Source organism: Mycolicibacterium pulveris, from assembly GCF_010725725.1.
GTDB lineage: Bacteria > Actinomycetota > Actinomycetes > Mycobacteriales > Mycobacteriaceae > Mycobacterium > Mycobacterium pulveris.
Genome location: NZ_AP022599.1, coordinates 3603830 through 3617951, shown reverse-complemented (window position 1 = coordinate 3617951; position 14122 = coordinate 3603830). Strand labels below are relative to the sequence as shown.

The 14122-nt window shown below is 68.3% G+C and carries 15 protein-coding genes; 6 read left to right on the top strand and 9 right to left on the bottom strand.

The window, feature by feature from the left end; all coding sequences use genetic code 11:
* Positions 1-5: 5 nt before the first annotated feature.
* The 3 genes from G6N28_RS17545 to G6N28_RS17535 are packed head-to-tail and all read right to left on the bottom strand — an operon-like array spanning position 6 to position 3563.
* Positions 6-638, bottom strand: a complete 633-nt coding sequence (locus tag G6N28_RS17545; protein WP_163902420.1) for a class I SAM-dependent methyltransferase — start codon at positions 636-638, stop codon at positions 6-8.
* Positions 622-1299: a TetR/AcrR family transcriptional regulator gene (locus G6N28_RS17540; RefSeq protein ID WP_163902418.1), complete on the bottom strand. Its 678-nt coding sequence runs from the start codon at positions 1297-1299 to the stop codon at positions 622-624. Before G6N28_RS17540 ends, G6N28_RS17545 begins: the two co-directional genes overlap by 17 nt.
* Positions 1296-3563: an MMPL family transporter gene (locus G6N28_RS17535; RefSeq protein WP_163902415.1), complete on the bottom strand. Its 2268-nt coding sequence runs from the start codon at positions 3561-3563 to the stop codon at positions 1296-1298. Before G6N28_RS17535 ends, G6N28_RS17540 begins: the two co-directional genes overlap by 4 nt.
* Before the next feature lie 157 nt (positions 3564-3720).
* On the opposite strand from G6N28_RS17535, the gene G6N28_RS17530 reads away from it, so the two are divergent.
* Together G6N28_RS17530 and G6N28_RS27320 are read left to right on the top strand one after the other, a co-directional pair.
* On the top strand, positions 3721-4260 hold the full coding sequence (locus tag G6N28_RS17530; protein ID WP_163902413.1) for a DoxX family protein: 540 nt from the start codon (positions 3721-3723) through the stop codon (positions 4258-4260).
* A 180-nt stretch (positions 4261-4440) separates the two neighbouring features.
* On the top strand, positions 4441-4572 hold the full coding sequence (locus G6N28_RS27320) for a hypothetical protein (RefSeq protein ID WP_128110767.1): 132 nt from the start codon (positions 4441-4443) through the stop codon (positions 4570-4572).
* 75 nt (positions 4573-4647) lie between these two features.
* Here the strand turns inward: G6N28_RS27320 and G6N28_RS17525 are convergent, their stop codons facing one another.
* The 3 genes from G6N28_RS17525 to G6N28_RS17515 are packed head-to-tail and all read right to left on the bottom strand — an operon-like array spanning position 4648 to position 7510.
* On the bottom strand, positions 4648-5646 hold the full coding sequence (locus tag G6N28_RS17525) for an NAD(P)H-dependent flavin oxidoreductase (RefSeq protein ID WP_163902411.1): 999 nt from the start codon (positions 5644-5646) through the stop codon (positions 4648-4650).
* A 4-nt stretch (positions 5647-5650) separates the two neighbouring features.
* Positions 5651-6403 carry a 3-hydroxyacyl-CoA dehydrogenase gene (locus G6N28_RS17520; RefSeq protein ID WP_163902409.1) on the bottom strand — a complete coding sequence of 251 codons (753 nt, stop codon included), beginning with the start codon at positions 6401-6403 and terminating at the stop codon, positions 5651-5653.
* A 15-nt stretch (positions 6404-6418) separates the two neighbouring features.
* Entirely contained in the window at positions 6419-7510 is a 1092-nt protein-coding gene (locus G6N28_RS17515) for a CaiB/BaiF CoA transferase family protein (RefSeq protein ID WP_163902407.1), read from the bottom strand.
* Between the two features lie 89 nt (positions 7511-7599).
* Here G6N28_RS17515 and G6N28_RS17510 point away from each other — a divergent pair, with 89 nt between their 5' ends.
* Together G6N28_RS17510 and tet(V) are read left to right on the top strand one after the other, a co-directional pair.
* The gene (locus G6N28_RS17510) at positions 7600-8421 is read left to right on the top strand and encodes an enoyl-CoA hydratase (protein ID WP_163902404.1); all 822 of its coding nucleotides are present in this window, start codon (positions 7600-7602) and stop codon (positions 8419-8421) included.
* 116 nt (positions 8422-8537) lie between these two features.
* The gene (gene tet(V), locus G6N28_RS17505) at positions 8538-9842 is read left to right on the top strand and encodes a tetracycline efflux MFS transporter Tet(V) (protein ID WP_163902402.1); all 1305 of its coding nucleotides are present in this window, start codon (positions 8538-8540) and stop codon (positions 9840-9842) included.
* A 13-nt stretch (positions 9843-9855) separates the two neighbouring features.
* On the opposite strand, the gene G6N28_RS17500 is transcribed toward tet(V), so the two are convergent.
* The 3 genes from G6N28_RS17500 to G6N28_RS17490 are packed head-to-tail and all read right to left on the bottom strand — an operon-like array spanning position 9856 to position 12269.
* Positions 9856-10566, bottom strand: a complete 711-nt coding sequence (locus G6N28_RS17500; RefSeq protein ID WP_163902401.1) for a CPBP family intramembrane glutamic endopeptidase — start codon at positions 10564-10566, stop codon at positions 9856-9858.
* Positions 10563-11711, bottom strand: a complete 1149-nt coding sequence (locus tag G6N28_RS17495) for an NAD(P)H-binding protein (RefSeq protein WP_163902399.1) — start codon at positions 11709-11711, stop codon at positions 10563-10565. Before G6N28_RS17495 ends, G6N28_RS17500 begins: the two co-directional genes overlap by 4 nt.
* 33 nt (positions 11712-11744) lie before the next feature.
* Positions 11745-12269 carry a gamma carbonic anhydrase family protein gene (locus tag G6N28_RS17490; protein WP_163902397.1) on the bottom strand — a complete coding sequence of 175 codons (525 nt, stop codon included), beginning with the start codon at positions 12267-12269 and terminating at the stop codon, positions 11745-11747.
* A gap of 16 nt (positions 12270-12285) precedes the next feature.
* Here G6N28_RS17490 and G6N28_RS17485 point away from each other — a divergent pair, with 16 nt between their 5' ends.
* A complete protein-coding gene (locus G6N28_RS17485) occupies positions 12286-13233 on the top strand; it encodes an SDR family NAD(P)-dependent oxidoreductase (protein WP_163906358.1) in 948 nt (315 codons plus the stop codon).
* 146 nt (positions 13234-13379) lie between these two features.
* Entirely contained in the window at positions 13380-14120 is a 741-nt protein-coding gene (locus G6N28_RS17480) for a fasciclin domain-containing protein (RefSeq protein WP_163902395.1), read from the top strand.
* The last annotated feature ends 2 nt before the right edge of the window (positions 14121-14122 follow it).

Sequence of the window (14122 nt, the reverse complement as noted above, 5' to 3'; positions counted from 1 at the left end):
AATCACTACTTGACGGCGCGGCCCAACGCGAACTCCGCCACCGGGATCGGCGCCCAGGCCGGCAGGGTCCACTCACGGCGCGCATCGGCGGTCTGGAAACCCGCGCCGACGATCGCCTGCTCGGTATGCCGATGCGTGTGGCAGTTGCCGAACAGCCTCGGCCACAGCGTGGCATCGGCGAGCCGCTGCATCCGGGCGCGCGCCCCGGTGCCGGCGATGTGCTCCAGGCAGCGCAGCTCGCCACCGGGACGCAGCATCGAACGCAGTTGGCGCAACACCGTTTCGGGCTCGTCGACCGAGCACAGCACCAACGAGCACACCACCGCGTCGAACGGCTCGCCCGCGCTACCCGCATAGTGCTCGACGGTGTCGGCGGTGACGGTCACCGGCACGGGTGCGACGGCGGCGGCGCGCTGGGCCTGCTCGGCCAGGCGCCGCTCGGGTTCGACGGCCACCACCTCGGTCACGGTGTCGGGATAGAACGCGAAGTTGGTGCCGGTGCCCGCGCCGACCTCGAGCACACGCCCGCGCAGCCCCGCGAGGTTCTCGCGGCGCAGCCGCTGAATCGCTTCCGTCTCGTGCCGGGACATGAACATCCACAGCCGCGCGAAGAACGGATTGTCAACGGTGTTGCTCATTCAGCAGTCCTTTCAACATGCGTACAGCTTCCTGCGGGTCGGTCTTGATATCGACTGCGCCCGAGACGATCTCCCCCACGACCACCGCCCGCAGCGCTCGGTCGGCGAACTCCTCGACGTCACCCCACGGCAGATACGGCCGCGAGATCAGCATCGCGGCCACCCCGTGGGCCGCCGTCCACAGTTGCAGCGCCAGCGCCACCGGATCGCCCGGCGGAAAGACGCCCTCGGCCATCAGCGTCTCCACCGAGCTGCGCAGGTGCACGAACGCCGACGTGTTCAGCATCATGTCGACGTCGCTGCCGGGCCGGCCCTCGCCCATCGTCGCGATCCGGTACAGCTCAGGGGTTTTCACGGCAAACCGCACGTAGGCCAGACCCTGGGCGCGCAGCACCTCGATCGCCGAGGGCGCACCGGCGGCCACGCTCTGCATCTGTTCGTCGAGCTTCTCGAAGTAGCGCACGCATACCGCATCGAGCAGCGCATCCTTGTCGGCGAAGTGCAGGTAGATCGACGGGGGCGTCACCCCGACCCGCTGCGCGACCGACCGGATCGACACCGCCTTGGCGTTGCCGGTCTCCAGCAGCAGGTCCGTCGTGGCGTCGAGGATCTCCTCGCGCAGCTGCTCCCCGGACCCGCGCGGCGCCCTCCGCCGTTTCATCGCGATCCGACCACCTGGGTCGACGGGTCGGCGACCGGCAGCCGGTCCTCGGCGGACTCGCTGATCCCGATGCGCGAGTGCAGCCGGGCCAGCGGCTTGGGTGCCCACCAGTTCCACCGGCCGAGCACGTGCATGAACGCGGGCACCAGCGCCATGCGCACCAGTGTCGCATCCGCCAGGATCGCCAGCGTCAGGCCGAGGCCCATCATCCGCATGAACGACACCTCGGCGGCGATCAGCGCGGCGAACGTGATCGACATGATCAGCGCCGCGGCGGTGATGACCCGACCGGTGCGGGCCAGCCCGAGCGCGACGCTCTCGTCGTTATCCGCCCGGGTGCGGCCGGATTTGAGCCAGTACTCGCGGATCCGCGACACCAGGAACACCTCGTAGTCCATCGACAGGCCGAACGCGATGCAGAACAGCAGCACCGGCATGTTGGCCACCAACGTGCCCGTCGGCGTCGTGCCGAGCGCACCCAGGTGGCCGTCCTGGAAGATCCACACCAACGCACCGAACGCGGCGGTCAGCGATAACACGTTGAGTACCAACGCCTTCAGCGGCAGCACCAGGCTTCCGGTCAACAGGAACAGCAGCAGGAACGTGATGGCGGCGATCACCCCGAGCACCAACGGCAGCCGTGACGTTATCGCCGTGGAGCTGTCGCGGTTGATCTGTGCGACGCCGGTCAACTGCACCTCGGCGCCGGCCGGTGTGCTCACCTCGCGCAGCGCGTCGAGCTGGGTTTCGGAGGCCTCGGTGAACAGCGGCGCGGTGCTGGCCACCGTGAGGAACGCGCTGCCGTCCTTGATGCCGGTCGCCGTCGACGGCGGGCCCACCGGCCGACCGTCCACGAACGTGCCGCCGGGCGCGGACACCGACGACACCTCGGCCACCTGTGACAGCGCGCCGGCGTAGCGGTCCAGATCGGGCGGGGTGACGTTGCCGGCATCGGGGATGACGACGGTGACGTTTCGGGCGGAGTCGACGGCGAAGTCGGTGCGCAGTTCGTCGCCGACCTGGCGCGCCGACGCCGACGGCGGCAGCACCCGGTCATCGGGAAAACCCCAGTTGGCGCCGAGGAACGGCGCGCCAAGCACCAGCAACAACGCCACAATCGCCGTTCCGACCAGCACTGCACGGCGCATGACGAACTTCGCGCAGCGATACCAGAACATCTGCTCGACGGGCTTGCGCACCGGCTCGGGACGGCCCAGCACCCGGCGCAGGAACCGGCGCACGTCGAACCTGTCGAGCCGGTCGCCGGCCACCACGATGGCCGCGGGCGCAACGATGATCGCGGCCAGCGCCGCGAACGTCACCACCGCGACGCCGGCGTAGGCGAACGACTTGAGGAAGTACATCGGGAACAGCACCATCGCGACCATCGACAGCGCGACGGTGAGCGCCGAGAACAACACGGTGCGCCCCGCGGTGGCCATGGTGCGGATCAGTGCCCGATCGGGGTCGGCACCGTCGGCCAGCTCGTCGCGGTAGCGGCTGATGATCAACAGCGTGTAGTCGATGGCCAGCGCCAACCCCATGGCCACCGTCAGGTTCAACGCGAAGATCGACACGTCGGTGACGAGCGTGATGGCCCTCAGCACCGCCATCGAGCCCAGAATGGCGAACCCGCCGACCGCGAGCGGCAGCGCGGCCGCCACCAGGCCGCCGAACACCCACACCAGCACCACGAAGCTCAGCGGAATGGCGATCGACTCCATCAGCAGCAGGTCGCGTTCGGTCTGCCCGTTGATCTGGACGTAGATCATCGCCTCGCCGCCGGCGCGCACCCTGACCTCGCCGCGGTCGTACACCAGCCGGTCGGTGAGTTCCTTGGCGTGCCTCTGCGCGCCGGTCTCGCCGCCGGTGATCCCGGCGACGATCAACCCGGTCTTGCCGTCTTTGCTGATCAACGCCGGAGCCGCCGTCTGCGGGGCGGTCCACGCCGAGACGAGCTGGACCACGTGCGGCGAGGCCTGGAGTTGGGCGGTGATGTCGGCGGCGGCCGATTCCGCGGCCGGGCTGAGCGCGCCGTGGTCGTCGGTGAGGCTGATCAGCAGCTCCATGTCGCCTTGGCCGAACTTGTCGACGAGCACGTGGTTGGCCTGCGCGGACTCCGAGGTCGGGTCGGCGAAGCCGCCTGCGGACAGGTGCTTGACGACCGGTATTCCGAAGATTCCGCAGGCCACCATGACCAGGATCGCGATGGCGAGGATGCGCCGCGGCGCGGCCAGCGCCAGCTGTGCGATTCGTTGCAGCACGTCGTGCCTTTCGGTTCTCGGAGCTGGCTAGCACGGGTAACTTAACAGCGATAACCCAGTGGGGTCAATGCGCCCGTAGGTGACACGGCCGGAGTACCCCGCATCGTTCATGACGGCGCCGCGATGAATTCAGGTGATTCTGGTAGTCGTATCCGACATGACGACTACGGACGTGAGTACCGATGTGAGCGCACCAACCGCCACTGATCTCGGCCTGTTGATCCTTCGCGTGGGGATCGGCGCGGCGATGATTCAGGCCGGCCTGATCAAGGCGTTCGACTTCGGCACGACGGTGGAGTTCATGGCGGCCGGCGGCTGGCGAATGCCCACGTTCGCCGCGCTGATGGTCACCACCGCCGAGACGCTCGGCGGGATCGGGCTGCTGCTGGGCGTGCTGACGCCGCTGGCGGCGTTCGCGGTGATCGCGGCGATGATCGACGCCTGGGCGGTCAACGTGTCGACCGCCGCGTTCTGGTCACAGCCGTTCAACGCGCCGTTCCTGATCTTCATCGGGGCGACCGCGCTGCTGTTCGCCGGCGCGGGGGCGCATTCGGTCGACGCCCGTCTCCTCGGCCGCACCGCCTGGTCGCCGCGGCTCGCGGTGGGTCTGCTGGTCGCGGCCGTCGTCGCGGCCGTGTTGACATGGGTCGCGCTCAACGGCACCAACCCGATCCACGTCACCGCACCCGCCGCCTAGGTCGGCGGAGTCCTGATTGTGCGGTTTTATCCGCGACACGCCGGGAAGCCCGTATGAGACCGCACAATCGCGGCGGTCAACGCCTTGTCGCCCCCGGAACCTACCCGGCGGTAAGAATTGCCACGATATTCCGAACCGTGACTCAATGATTCCTTAAAGGTGCTGGTTACTCTTCAGTACATGTGGATCGACGACACCAGTGCTGATGTCATCAAGGTTGATTTCGACGCGCTCTACCACGGCGATGTCCTGGTTGAGGGCGACACCTCGGAACAGCTCGACGACGAGCAGCCGCTGCGCAAGGCGGTCTGACCCGCCTGGTCCCGAGCGCGGGCGCGCTCGGGACCGACAGTTTGCCCACGGCGGGCGGTTTCCCGCTGATCCCTGTTAAGCCACGTTCTCTTCTTCGTCGGACTCGATCATGTCGGCCAGCCGGCCGGTGATGATCTCCTCGGCCTCGGCCACGATGCGCGACACCAGCTCCCCGCAGGTGGGGATGTCGTCGATGAGGCCCATCGCGGTGCCGACGCTCCAGATGCCCGCGTCTAGGTCGCCGGTCTCGTAGACCTTGTTGCCGCGCACACCGGCGACGAGGTCCTTGACGTCCTCGAACTGCCCGCCGCGATCGAGGATCTGCACCACCTCACGTGACACCGCGTTGCTGGCCACGCGCGCGGTGTTGCGCAGCGGGCGGAAGATCAGCTCGGTGTCGAGCTCGGAGCCGGCCACGATCGCGTCCTTGACCTTCTGGTGGATCGGCGACTCGACGGTGCACATGAAACGGGTGCCCATGTTGATGCCGTCGGCGCCCAGCGCCAGCGCGGCCACCAGGCCTCGCGCGTCGGCGAAACCGCCGGAGGCGATCATCGGGATCTCGATCTTGGTCGCGGCCGCCGGGATCAGCACCAGACCGGGAATGTCGTCCTCACCCGGGTGGCCGGCGCATTCGAACCCGTCGATGCTGATGCCGTCGACGCCCAGGCTCTGCGCCTTGACCGCGTGGCGCACCGACGTGCACTTGTGCAGCACCTTGATCCCATTCTCGTGGAACATCGGCAGGTGCGGCGCCGGGTTGGAGCCGGCCGTCTCGACGATCTTGATGCCGGAGTCGACGATCACCTGCCGGTACTCGTCATACGGCGGCGGGTTGATGGTCGGCAGGATCGTCAGGTTGACCCCGAACGGCTTGTCGGTGAGCTCGCGGCAGCGCGCGATCTCCTTGGCCAAGTCCGCGGGTGTGGGCTGGGTCAGCGCGGTGATGAACCCCAATGCGCCCGCATTGGCCACCGCCGCAACCAGTTCCGCGCGGCCGACCCACTGCATGCCGCCCTGCACGACGGGATGCTCGATCCCGAATGTCTCGGTGAATTTCGTCGTCAGAGTCATCAGATCACCTCGGGGCCATCCGGATCGCGCCGTCCAGGCGGATCACTTCGCCGTTGAGCATCGGGTTCTCGACGATGTGCACGGCCAGCGCGCCGTACTCGTCGGGATCACCCAGGCGGGCCGGATGCGGCACCTGCTTGCCCAGCGACTGCTGCGCCTCCTCGGGTAGCGAGCCCAGCAGCGGGGTCTTGAACAGTCCGGGCGCGATCGTCACGACGCGGATCAGCTCGCGGGACAGATCGCGCGCGATCGGCAGCGTCATGCCGACCACACCGCCCTTGGACGCCGAGTAGGCGGCCTGCCCGATCTGGCCCTCGAACGCCGCGACCGAGGCGGTGTTGATGATCACGCCACGCTCACCGTTGATCGGCTCTTGCTTGGCGATCCGCTCCGCGGCCAGCCGCAGCACGTTGAAGGTGCCGATCAGGTTGACCTCGATGACCTTCTTGAACCCGTCCAGCGGGAACGGCCCGTCCTTGCTCAGCGTCTTGATCGCGTTGCCGATACCCGCGCAGTTGACGTTGATGCGCAGCGGGCCCATCTTCTCGGCCTCATCGAGCGCCGCGGTCACCGCGTCGGGGTCGGTCACGTTGGCCTCGACGAACTTGGCGCGATCACCGAGCCCGGAGACCGCGTCGGCGCCCTTGAGGTCGATGACGACGACGGACGCGCCCCGGTCGAGCAGTCGTTTGGTGGTCGCCAGGCCGAGCCCGGAAGCTCCGCCGGTGACGACGGCGACGGCGTCTTTGATCTCCACTGAAACAATTCCTCTCTAGGTCCAGTCCCGCAGGACGGCTTCGGTGTCCGCGCCGGCCTCGCCGGGCGGGGTCGGGGTCGGCGGCACACTGCGGGAGAACCGCGGCGCAGGCATGGGCTGCAGGTGATCGCCGAGCCGATAGAACGTATTGCGTTCGGTGACATGGGGTTCGGATTCCACCTCGCCGAACGAGAGCACCGGCGTCACGCAGGCGTCGCTGTCGGCGAAGACCTTGGCCCAGTGGTCGCGGTCTTTGGAGCCGATGACCTCGGTGAAGCGGGCCCGAAGCTCGGGCCAGCGGCTCATGTCGTTCTGGTCGGGCAGGTCCTCCCCGTCGATGCCGAGACCCTTGAGGAACTCGGCGTAGAACTGGGGCTCGATGCAGCCGACGGCGATGTAGCGGCCGTCCGCGCAGGTGTAGGTGTCGTAGTACGGGGCGCCGCCGTCGAGCATGTTCACGCCGCGCTCGTCGGACCACATTCCGTCGGCGCGGAAACTCCAGATCATCTGGGCCAGCACGCTGGATCCGTCGATCATCGCGGCGTCCACCACCTGGCCCTTGCCGGAGCTCTGCCGTTCCCACAGCGCCGACAGGATCCCGACGAGCAAGAACATCGACCCGCCGCCGAAGTCGCCGGTCAGGTTCAGCGGCGGCACCGGCCGCTCCCCTTTGCGGCCGATGCTGTGCAGCACGCCGTTGAGCGAGATGTAGTTGATGTCGTGGCCGGCCTGCAGCCGACGGGGTCCGGTCTGGCCCCAGCCGGTCATGCGGCCGTAGATGAGGCGCTCGTTGACCTTCGCGCAGTCCTCGGGGCCCAGGCCCAACCGTTCGGTCACGCCCGGGCGCAGACCCTCGATGAGCACATCGGCCTTGGCGACCAGGCGCAGCACCAGGTCGCGGCCCTCCTCGCTCTTCAAATCGGCGGTCACCGACCGGCGGTTGCGCAGGGTGGCCTCGCGGTTCTTGCTCGGGATCCCGCCCAGCTTGCCGGGGCGCTCGATGCGCACCACGTCGGCACCGAGGTCACCGAGGATCATCGCGGCGTGCGGGCCGGGGCCAATGCTGGCCAGTTCGATGACTCGCAGCCCGTGCAGTGGTCCAGCCATACTCCAACCGCCCTTCATCCCCGCGAACGCTGTCGGCCGCCGACATAGCTTACTTGTTTAACCAAGTGGGCCGGATCTAGGGTGCAGCCATGACAACCGCAGACTCCAGCGTGCACACCTACTCCGGCATCGACGATCTTCTCGTCGAGCTGTCCGACGGCGTGCTGTCGGTGACGATGAACCGGCCGGACAGCCTCAACTCGCTGACCGCCGCCATGCTCGTCGCCATCGCCGAGACGTTTGAACAGGCGGCGTCTGATCCTCGGGTGAAGGTGGTGCGCCTGGGCGGTGCGGGCCGCGGCTTCTGCTCTGGAGCGGGCATCAGCGAGGAGGACCACGCCAACCCCGGTGCCAGCGGCACGCCGGCCGATGTGCTCGACGCCGCCAACCGCGCCGTGCGCTCGATCAAGAACGTGCCGCAGCCGGTGGTCGCGGTGGTGCAGGGCCCGGCGGCGGGGGTCGGGGTGTCGTTGGCGCTGGCCTCTGATGTCGTATTGGCTTCGGAGAAGGCGTTTTTCATGCTGGCGTTCACCAAGATCGGGCTGATGCCCGACGGTGGGGCGACGGCGTTGATCGCCGCGGCGGTGGGCCGGATCCGCGCGTTCCGAATGGCGCTGCTGGCCGAGCGGATCTCCGCGGCCGACGCCTTCGACTGGGGTCTGGTGACGGCGGTCTACCCGGTCGACGAGTTCGACGCCAAGGTCGACGAGGTGCTGGCCACGCTGCAGAGCGGGCCCGCGGTGGCGCTGCGGAAAACCAAGCACGCCATCAACGCGGCCACGCTCACCGAGTTCGAGGCGGCGCTGGAGCTGGAGAGGCAAGGCCAGCTGCACCTGCTCGATTCGGACGACTTCCGCGAGGGCACCAAGGCGTTCCAGCAGCGCAGAAAACCCAACTTCACCGACAGCTAGCGACTTTTCGCCCAAAGGGACAAACGGGCGGGAAAGTGCGAGTAACTTTCACCCTTTCGTCGGTCTCGGCGTGAAGCGGGGCGCGGCGGAGGCGGCAAAATTCGGTGGACGTCGCGATGACGTTCGGCGACCATCGCATAGTGAGTACGCAACTCGACCTCGAAACACCGGTCCGCACCACCGGCGGTTGGCGCGTGCTCGCACCGTTCCGTATCCGCGAGTATCGGCTGCTGATCGCCGCGGTGTCACTGTTCATCTTCGCCGAGGGCATGTGGGCGGTGGCGATGGCGCTGCAGGTCATCGAGTTGTCCAACGACCCGGCGTCGCTCTCGCTGGTCGCGACCTGTCTGGGCACCGGGCTTGTCGCGTTCGTCCTCGTCGGCGGCATCGCGGCCGACCGGTTCAACCAGCGCGCGATCATCATCACCGTCGAAGCTGTCAACGTGCTGGCGGTGTCGGCGATCGCTGCGCTGGGACTCGTTGGTGCACTGCGTATTTGGCATATGGCGGTGGCCGCGGCGCTTCTCGGGACCGCGGCGGCGTTCTTCTTCCCCGCCTACAGCGCGATCCTGCCGAGAATCCTGCCCGCCGAACAGTTGTTGGCGGCCAACGGCGTCGAGGGCGTCGTACGCCCGGTCTTCCAACGTGCGGTCGGTCCCGCGGTCGCCGGGTTGGTGGTCGGTGCGACGTTTCCGGCGTTGGGCACCGTATGCGTCGCCGCCCTGTTCGCGGTCGGCCTGCTGCTTCTGCTGGCCACCCGGCCAACGCTGAGAAGCCCTGAGCCCCAATCGGAACGCCCGCACATGCTGCGCGACTTGCGGGACGGCTTCGTGTTCGTGCTGGCCACACCGTGGCTGCTGTGGACGCTGTTGTTCGCCAGCCTGTTCGTGCTCGTGGTGATCGGACCGATCGAGGTGCTGTTACCGTTCATCGCCAACGACAGCTTCGACGACGGCGCCCGCAAGTACGGTTTCATCCTGGCGTTCTTCGGTATCGGCAGCGCCCTTGGTGCGCTGGCGGTTTCGTCGGGACGGCTGCCGCGCCGCTATCTCACGGTGATGATGGCGATGTGGGGTCTGGGCTCCATCCCGCTGGTGGTGTTCGGGTTCACCTCGTCGTTCGCCTTGATGGTGGTCGCGACGTTCGTCATCGGCGCCACCGACGGCGCCGGGATGGTCATCTGGGGCACGCTGCTGCAGCGGCGAGTGCCGCGGGCGATGCTGGGCCGGGTGTCCAGCCTGGACTTCTTCGTCTCGCTCGCGTTCATGCCGGTGTCGTTCGCGATCGTCGGTCCGCTGGCCAAAGTCGTTTCCATGCAGGCGATCTTCCTGGTGGCCGGCATCGCACCGCCGCTGCTGGCGGCGGTCGCACTGTGGGCGGCGCGGATGCGCCACGACGAGCTGACGCATCCGCTGCGGTGAGCTACACAGTGAACTACACGCCGAAGATCGGCGGCAGTGCCAGCACCATGACCAACCCCCAGAAGAAGTGGGTGAGCATCGGTGCCAGCACGCCGCCGGTCGCTCGGCGTTCCAGCGCGCAAACCGTGCCGAGGATGATCGCGGCGAAGCCCAGCATGGGGTTTCCGGTCGTCGCCGACGTCGCGATCACATACAGGACGGTCGAGACCAGCACCGGGTGAAAGCCTTTCAGCGCGGTGTACAGCGCGCCGCGGAAGTACATCTCCTCGGCGAGGCCGTTGATCACCGTGATGAAGACGACCAGCACCAGCGGTCCGTAATCGGCGAACTCCAACACCCGCGTGATGTATTCGCGCACACCGGGAATCTCCCGCGCGATCAGCCCGCCCACGACGAACGCGCCCCCCAGCACCAGCCCCACGACGGTGCCGGTGATCACCGGGCGTTGGTTGCGCCCGCGGAACCGGACACTACCCAGATGCAGCGGTCCCGACGCCAGCGCGCCGAGCGCCCACACCGCCGCGAGCGCCAACGTCAACCAGTAGAAGGACCGGTCGCCGGGCGGCCGGGTCAACGAGTAGCCAAGCAGCACAGCGCCGATCACCAACACCACGGCCACCACCACGCGTCGACGCCGGATCACCCCCGGCGGCTCGTGATGCGGGACGGCCACGGTGGTGGCGATATCGCGCACCTCGGCGAAGAACCCGCCCGAGGAGGTCATGCGGTGCGCGCCTTCGGCACCAAGTCCAGCAAGGTGTCAAGTCCGGTCCGCACGGCGGCCGCCACCGGCCCCGGCACCGCACCGATCAGGCCGAGCGCGGGCCGTACGATCGACGGCGTCACCGCACCGGCGAGTTGGCGGATGCGCAGCGTGTCGCCGCCGGCCCACACCGGATCGGTGTCGGCCAGATGGTGCGGATCGGCCAGCGCATCGACCGGCAGGGGCCGTCGACTCGACAACGCCCGGGAGATCGCTTCCGCGATGCCCACCAGCCCGCCGGGCGGTTCACCGACGATGTCATGCAGCCCCGACTCCGAGGCCATCATCGGATGGTCAAGCGACTCAACGAGATCGGCGGCCAGCCCGCCCGGAACCGGCAGCACCGCCGCCGTCATCCAGGACACCACCCCGACATCCACACCGATCACCGGCAGTTCAGCCCGCCATTTGCCCGCGATGCGCGCATAGCTGCGCATCAGGTCACCGTAGGAGGTGGTCTCCGGGCCGCAGATGTCATAGGCACCCGCGGGTACGCGCTCGGTGTCGGCGGCAGCGGCCAAGTAGTACAGCACGTCTCGGATCGAGATCGGATCGATCGGGTTGGCCGACCACGCCGGCAGCGGGATGACCACGAACCGGTCACCGACGTAGCGCAGCATCTCGAACGACGTCGACCCGGCCCCGATGATCATCGCCGCGCCGAGCCAGACCACGTCCGCGCCGCCGTCAACGCGTAGCTCCTCGGCGACTTCGGCGCGGCTGGTCAGGTGTTCGGACAGGTCGTATTCGTCGGGCACGAAGCCGCCCAGGTACACGATCCGTCGCACGCCGGCATCCTTGGCGGCGTCGGCCACGTTGGCCGCGGCGCGGTTGTCGGCGCCGCGGAAGTCGGGTTCGCCGATGCCGTGCACGAGGTAGTACACGACGTCGATCGGGCCGGCGTCGCTGAAGGCCTGCTTCGCCGACGCCGCGTCTTGCGCGTCGAGCGCCACCGCCGTGACGCGGTCATACCAGCCGAAATCGGCCAGCCGGGCCGGGTTTCGGCTGGCGGCGACGACGTGGTGGCCTTCGTCGAGCAGGGTTGTGACCAGACGGGAACCGACATAGCCGGTCGCGCCGGTGACCAGGATCCGCACGTTTTTCACATTAGGGCTGTACCCAATCGACCGGCCGGAAATCTAGGTTGTCGCCTCTCGGTGCAACTCGATGAGCCGCTGATAGGCCTGCGCGTTGTGCCGGTTGCCGGCGACCTCGGCGTCGCTGAGGTCGCGGCGGACGGCGCCGGGTACGCCGGTGACCAGCGAGCGTGGCGGCACCACGATGCCCTGCGGCACCAACGCGCCCGCGGCGATCAGCGACCCCTTCCCGATCCGCGCGCCGTTGAGAATGACGGCGCCCATGCCGATGAGCACGTCGTCCTCGATGACGCAGCCGTGCAGGACGGCGTTGTGCCCGACGGTCACGCCGGCGCCGACGCTGACCGGGAACTCGGGGTCGACGTGCACGGTGACGCCGTCCTGAAGGTTCGTGCCGGCGCCGATCTCGATGGGCTCGGCCTCGGCACGCAGCGTCGCGCCGTACCAGACGCTGGCCCGGGCCGCAAGCGTGACCTGACCGATGACGGCCGCGTTCGGCGCCACCCAGGACTCGGCATGCAACTGGGGCGCTCGGCCACGAATGGGCAGGATCAGCGGTTCGGGCATGGGCGTCATCGTAGGCATGACCCGCTCACCTAACGTGAGCACCGTGAACACTGCGATGGACGTGGTCGACGGCGTCGACCTGACCGGCAAGACCTGTTTGATCACCGGCGCCACCTCGGGGCTGGGCAAGGAGTCGGCGCGGGCGCTGGCGTCGACGGGCGCGCACGTCGTGCTGACGGGCCGCAACCCCGCCGCACTCGCCGACGTCGACCAGTGGGTGCACGACGAGGTGCCCCAGGCGCGGACGTCGACGGTGCAGCTCGACCTGACCTCGCTGGCAAGCGTTCGCGCCGCCGCCACCCAAATCCAGGACATCGCGCCGGCGCTGCACGTGTTGATGAACAACGCCGGCGTGATGTTCACACCGTTGCGCAGAACCACCGATGGGTTCGAAATCCAGTTCGGCACAAATCATCTCGGTCACTTCGAGCTGACCCGGTTGCTCACCCCGCAGCTGGTCGCCGCCGAGGGTGCGCGCATCGTCACGCTGTCCTCGGACGGACACCGGTTGGGCGACGTCGACTTGGACGACCCCAACTGGGAGCGCCGCGAATACGACAAGTTCGTCGCGTACGGCGCCTCCAAGACCGCGAACATCATGCACGTCATCGAGTTGGACAAGCGCCTGCGCGACCAGGGGGTTCGGGCCTACGCCGTGCATCCCGGGATCGTCGCGACGGCCCTGGCCCGACACATGACCAGCGAGGACTTCACCGACCTGGGTCGGCTGGCGGCGGCAGCCACCGATCCCCAGGCCGACAAGGTCGACGTCCGACGCGACTTCACGACTCCCGAACACGGTGCGGCGACGCAGGTGTGGGCGGCGGTCGGTGCGGATCTGGCCGATGTGGGCGCGGTGTATCTGGTGGGCTGCCGGATCCGCGACAACGTCGCGCCGCACGCGCTCGACGAGGCGCACGCCGCCGCGCTGTGGGACTTGTCGGAGAAGCTGTGCGACGGTTGACGCGTCCGGTGTGACCAGGCCGTCAGCCTGCGAAACCCGCAGCTCAATGGGGCCGGGGTGGGCATATTGCGTGGTCATCGCTTTGGTATTGGCGCGTCGGTGCCCTTAACATGCCTTGCGACGTGAACCGAGCCGAGGAGCTGTCCGTGAAGACTCGCACCAGCAGGACCATTGGCGCCGCCGCAGGCATCGCGGCGATCGCCCTGTCTGTGCCGTTGGCGGTGACGGCATACGCCGATCCGGAGGAAACCGCGCCCGTCGTCGAGATCCCCGATCCTGAGGGGCCGGACTGCGGCGCGTTCAAGGAGTCGGTGCCGAACTGGAAGTCGTTGGCCGATCTGCCCGTCGGGCAGGCGCTGGCCGCCATCCCGGAGGCCAGCACCTTCTACGCGGCGGTCTCGGGCGGGCTGAACCCCGCGGTCAACGTCGTGCCGGTGCTGGAGAACGGGCCGTATGTGGTGTTCGCGCCGACCAACGAGGCCTTCGCGGCGCTGCCGGCCGCGCAGCTCGACGCGCTCAAGGCGGATCCGGCCGCGCTGACGGACCTGGACTACTACCACGTGTTCCTCGGCCTTCTCGGCCCGAAGGACGTCAAGGGTCAGCGCCCGACCCAGCAGGGCGCGGAGATCAAGGTGTCCGGTGAGGGCGGTGACATCACCGTCAACGAGTCCGCGAAGGTGGTCTGCGGCGGAATCCAGGCTGAGAACGCCCGCATCTACCTGATCGACACGGTGCTCGATCCGGCCGGCGCGCCTGATGCGCTCACCCCGACGACGTCAGCCACCGAGACGGCGGAGACGGCCGAGACCGAGACCCCTGCGGCGGAGACGGCCGAGCCGTCACCGGAGCAGACGCCGATCCCGGCCGCGGACGCCCCGATCGGCTGACC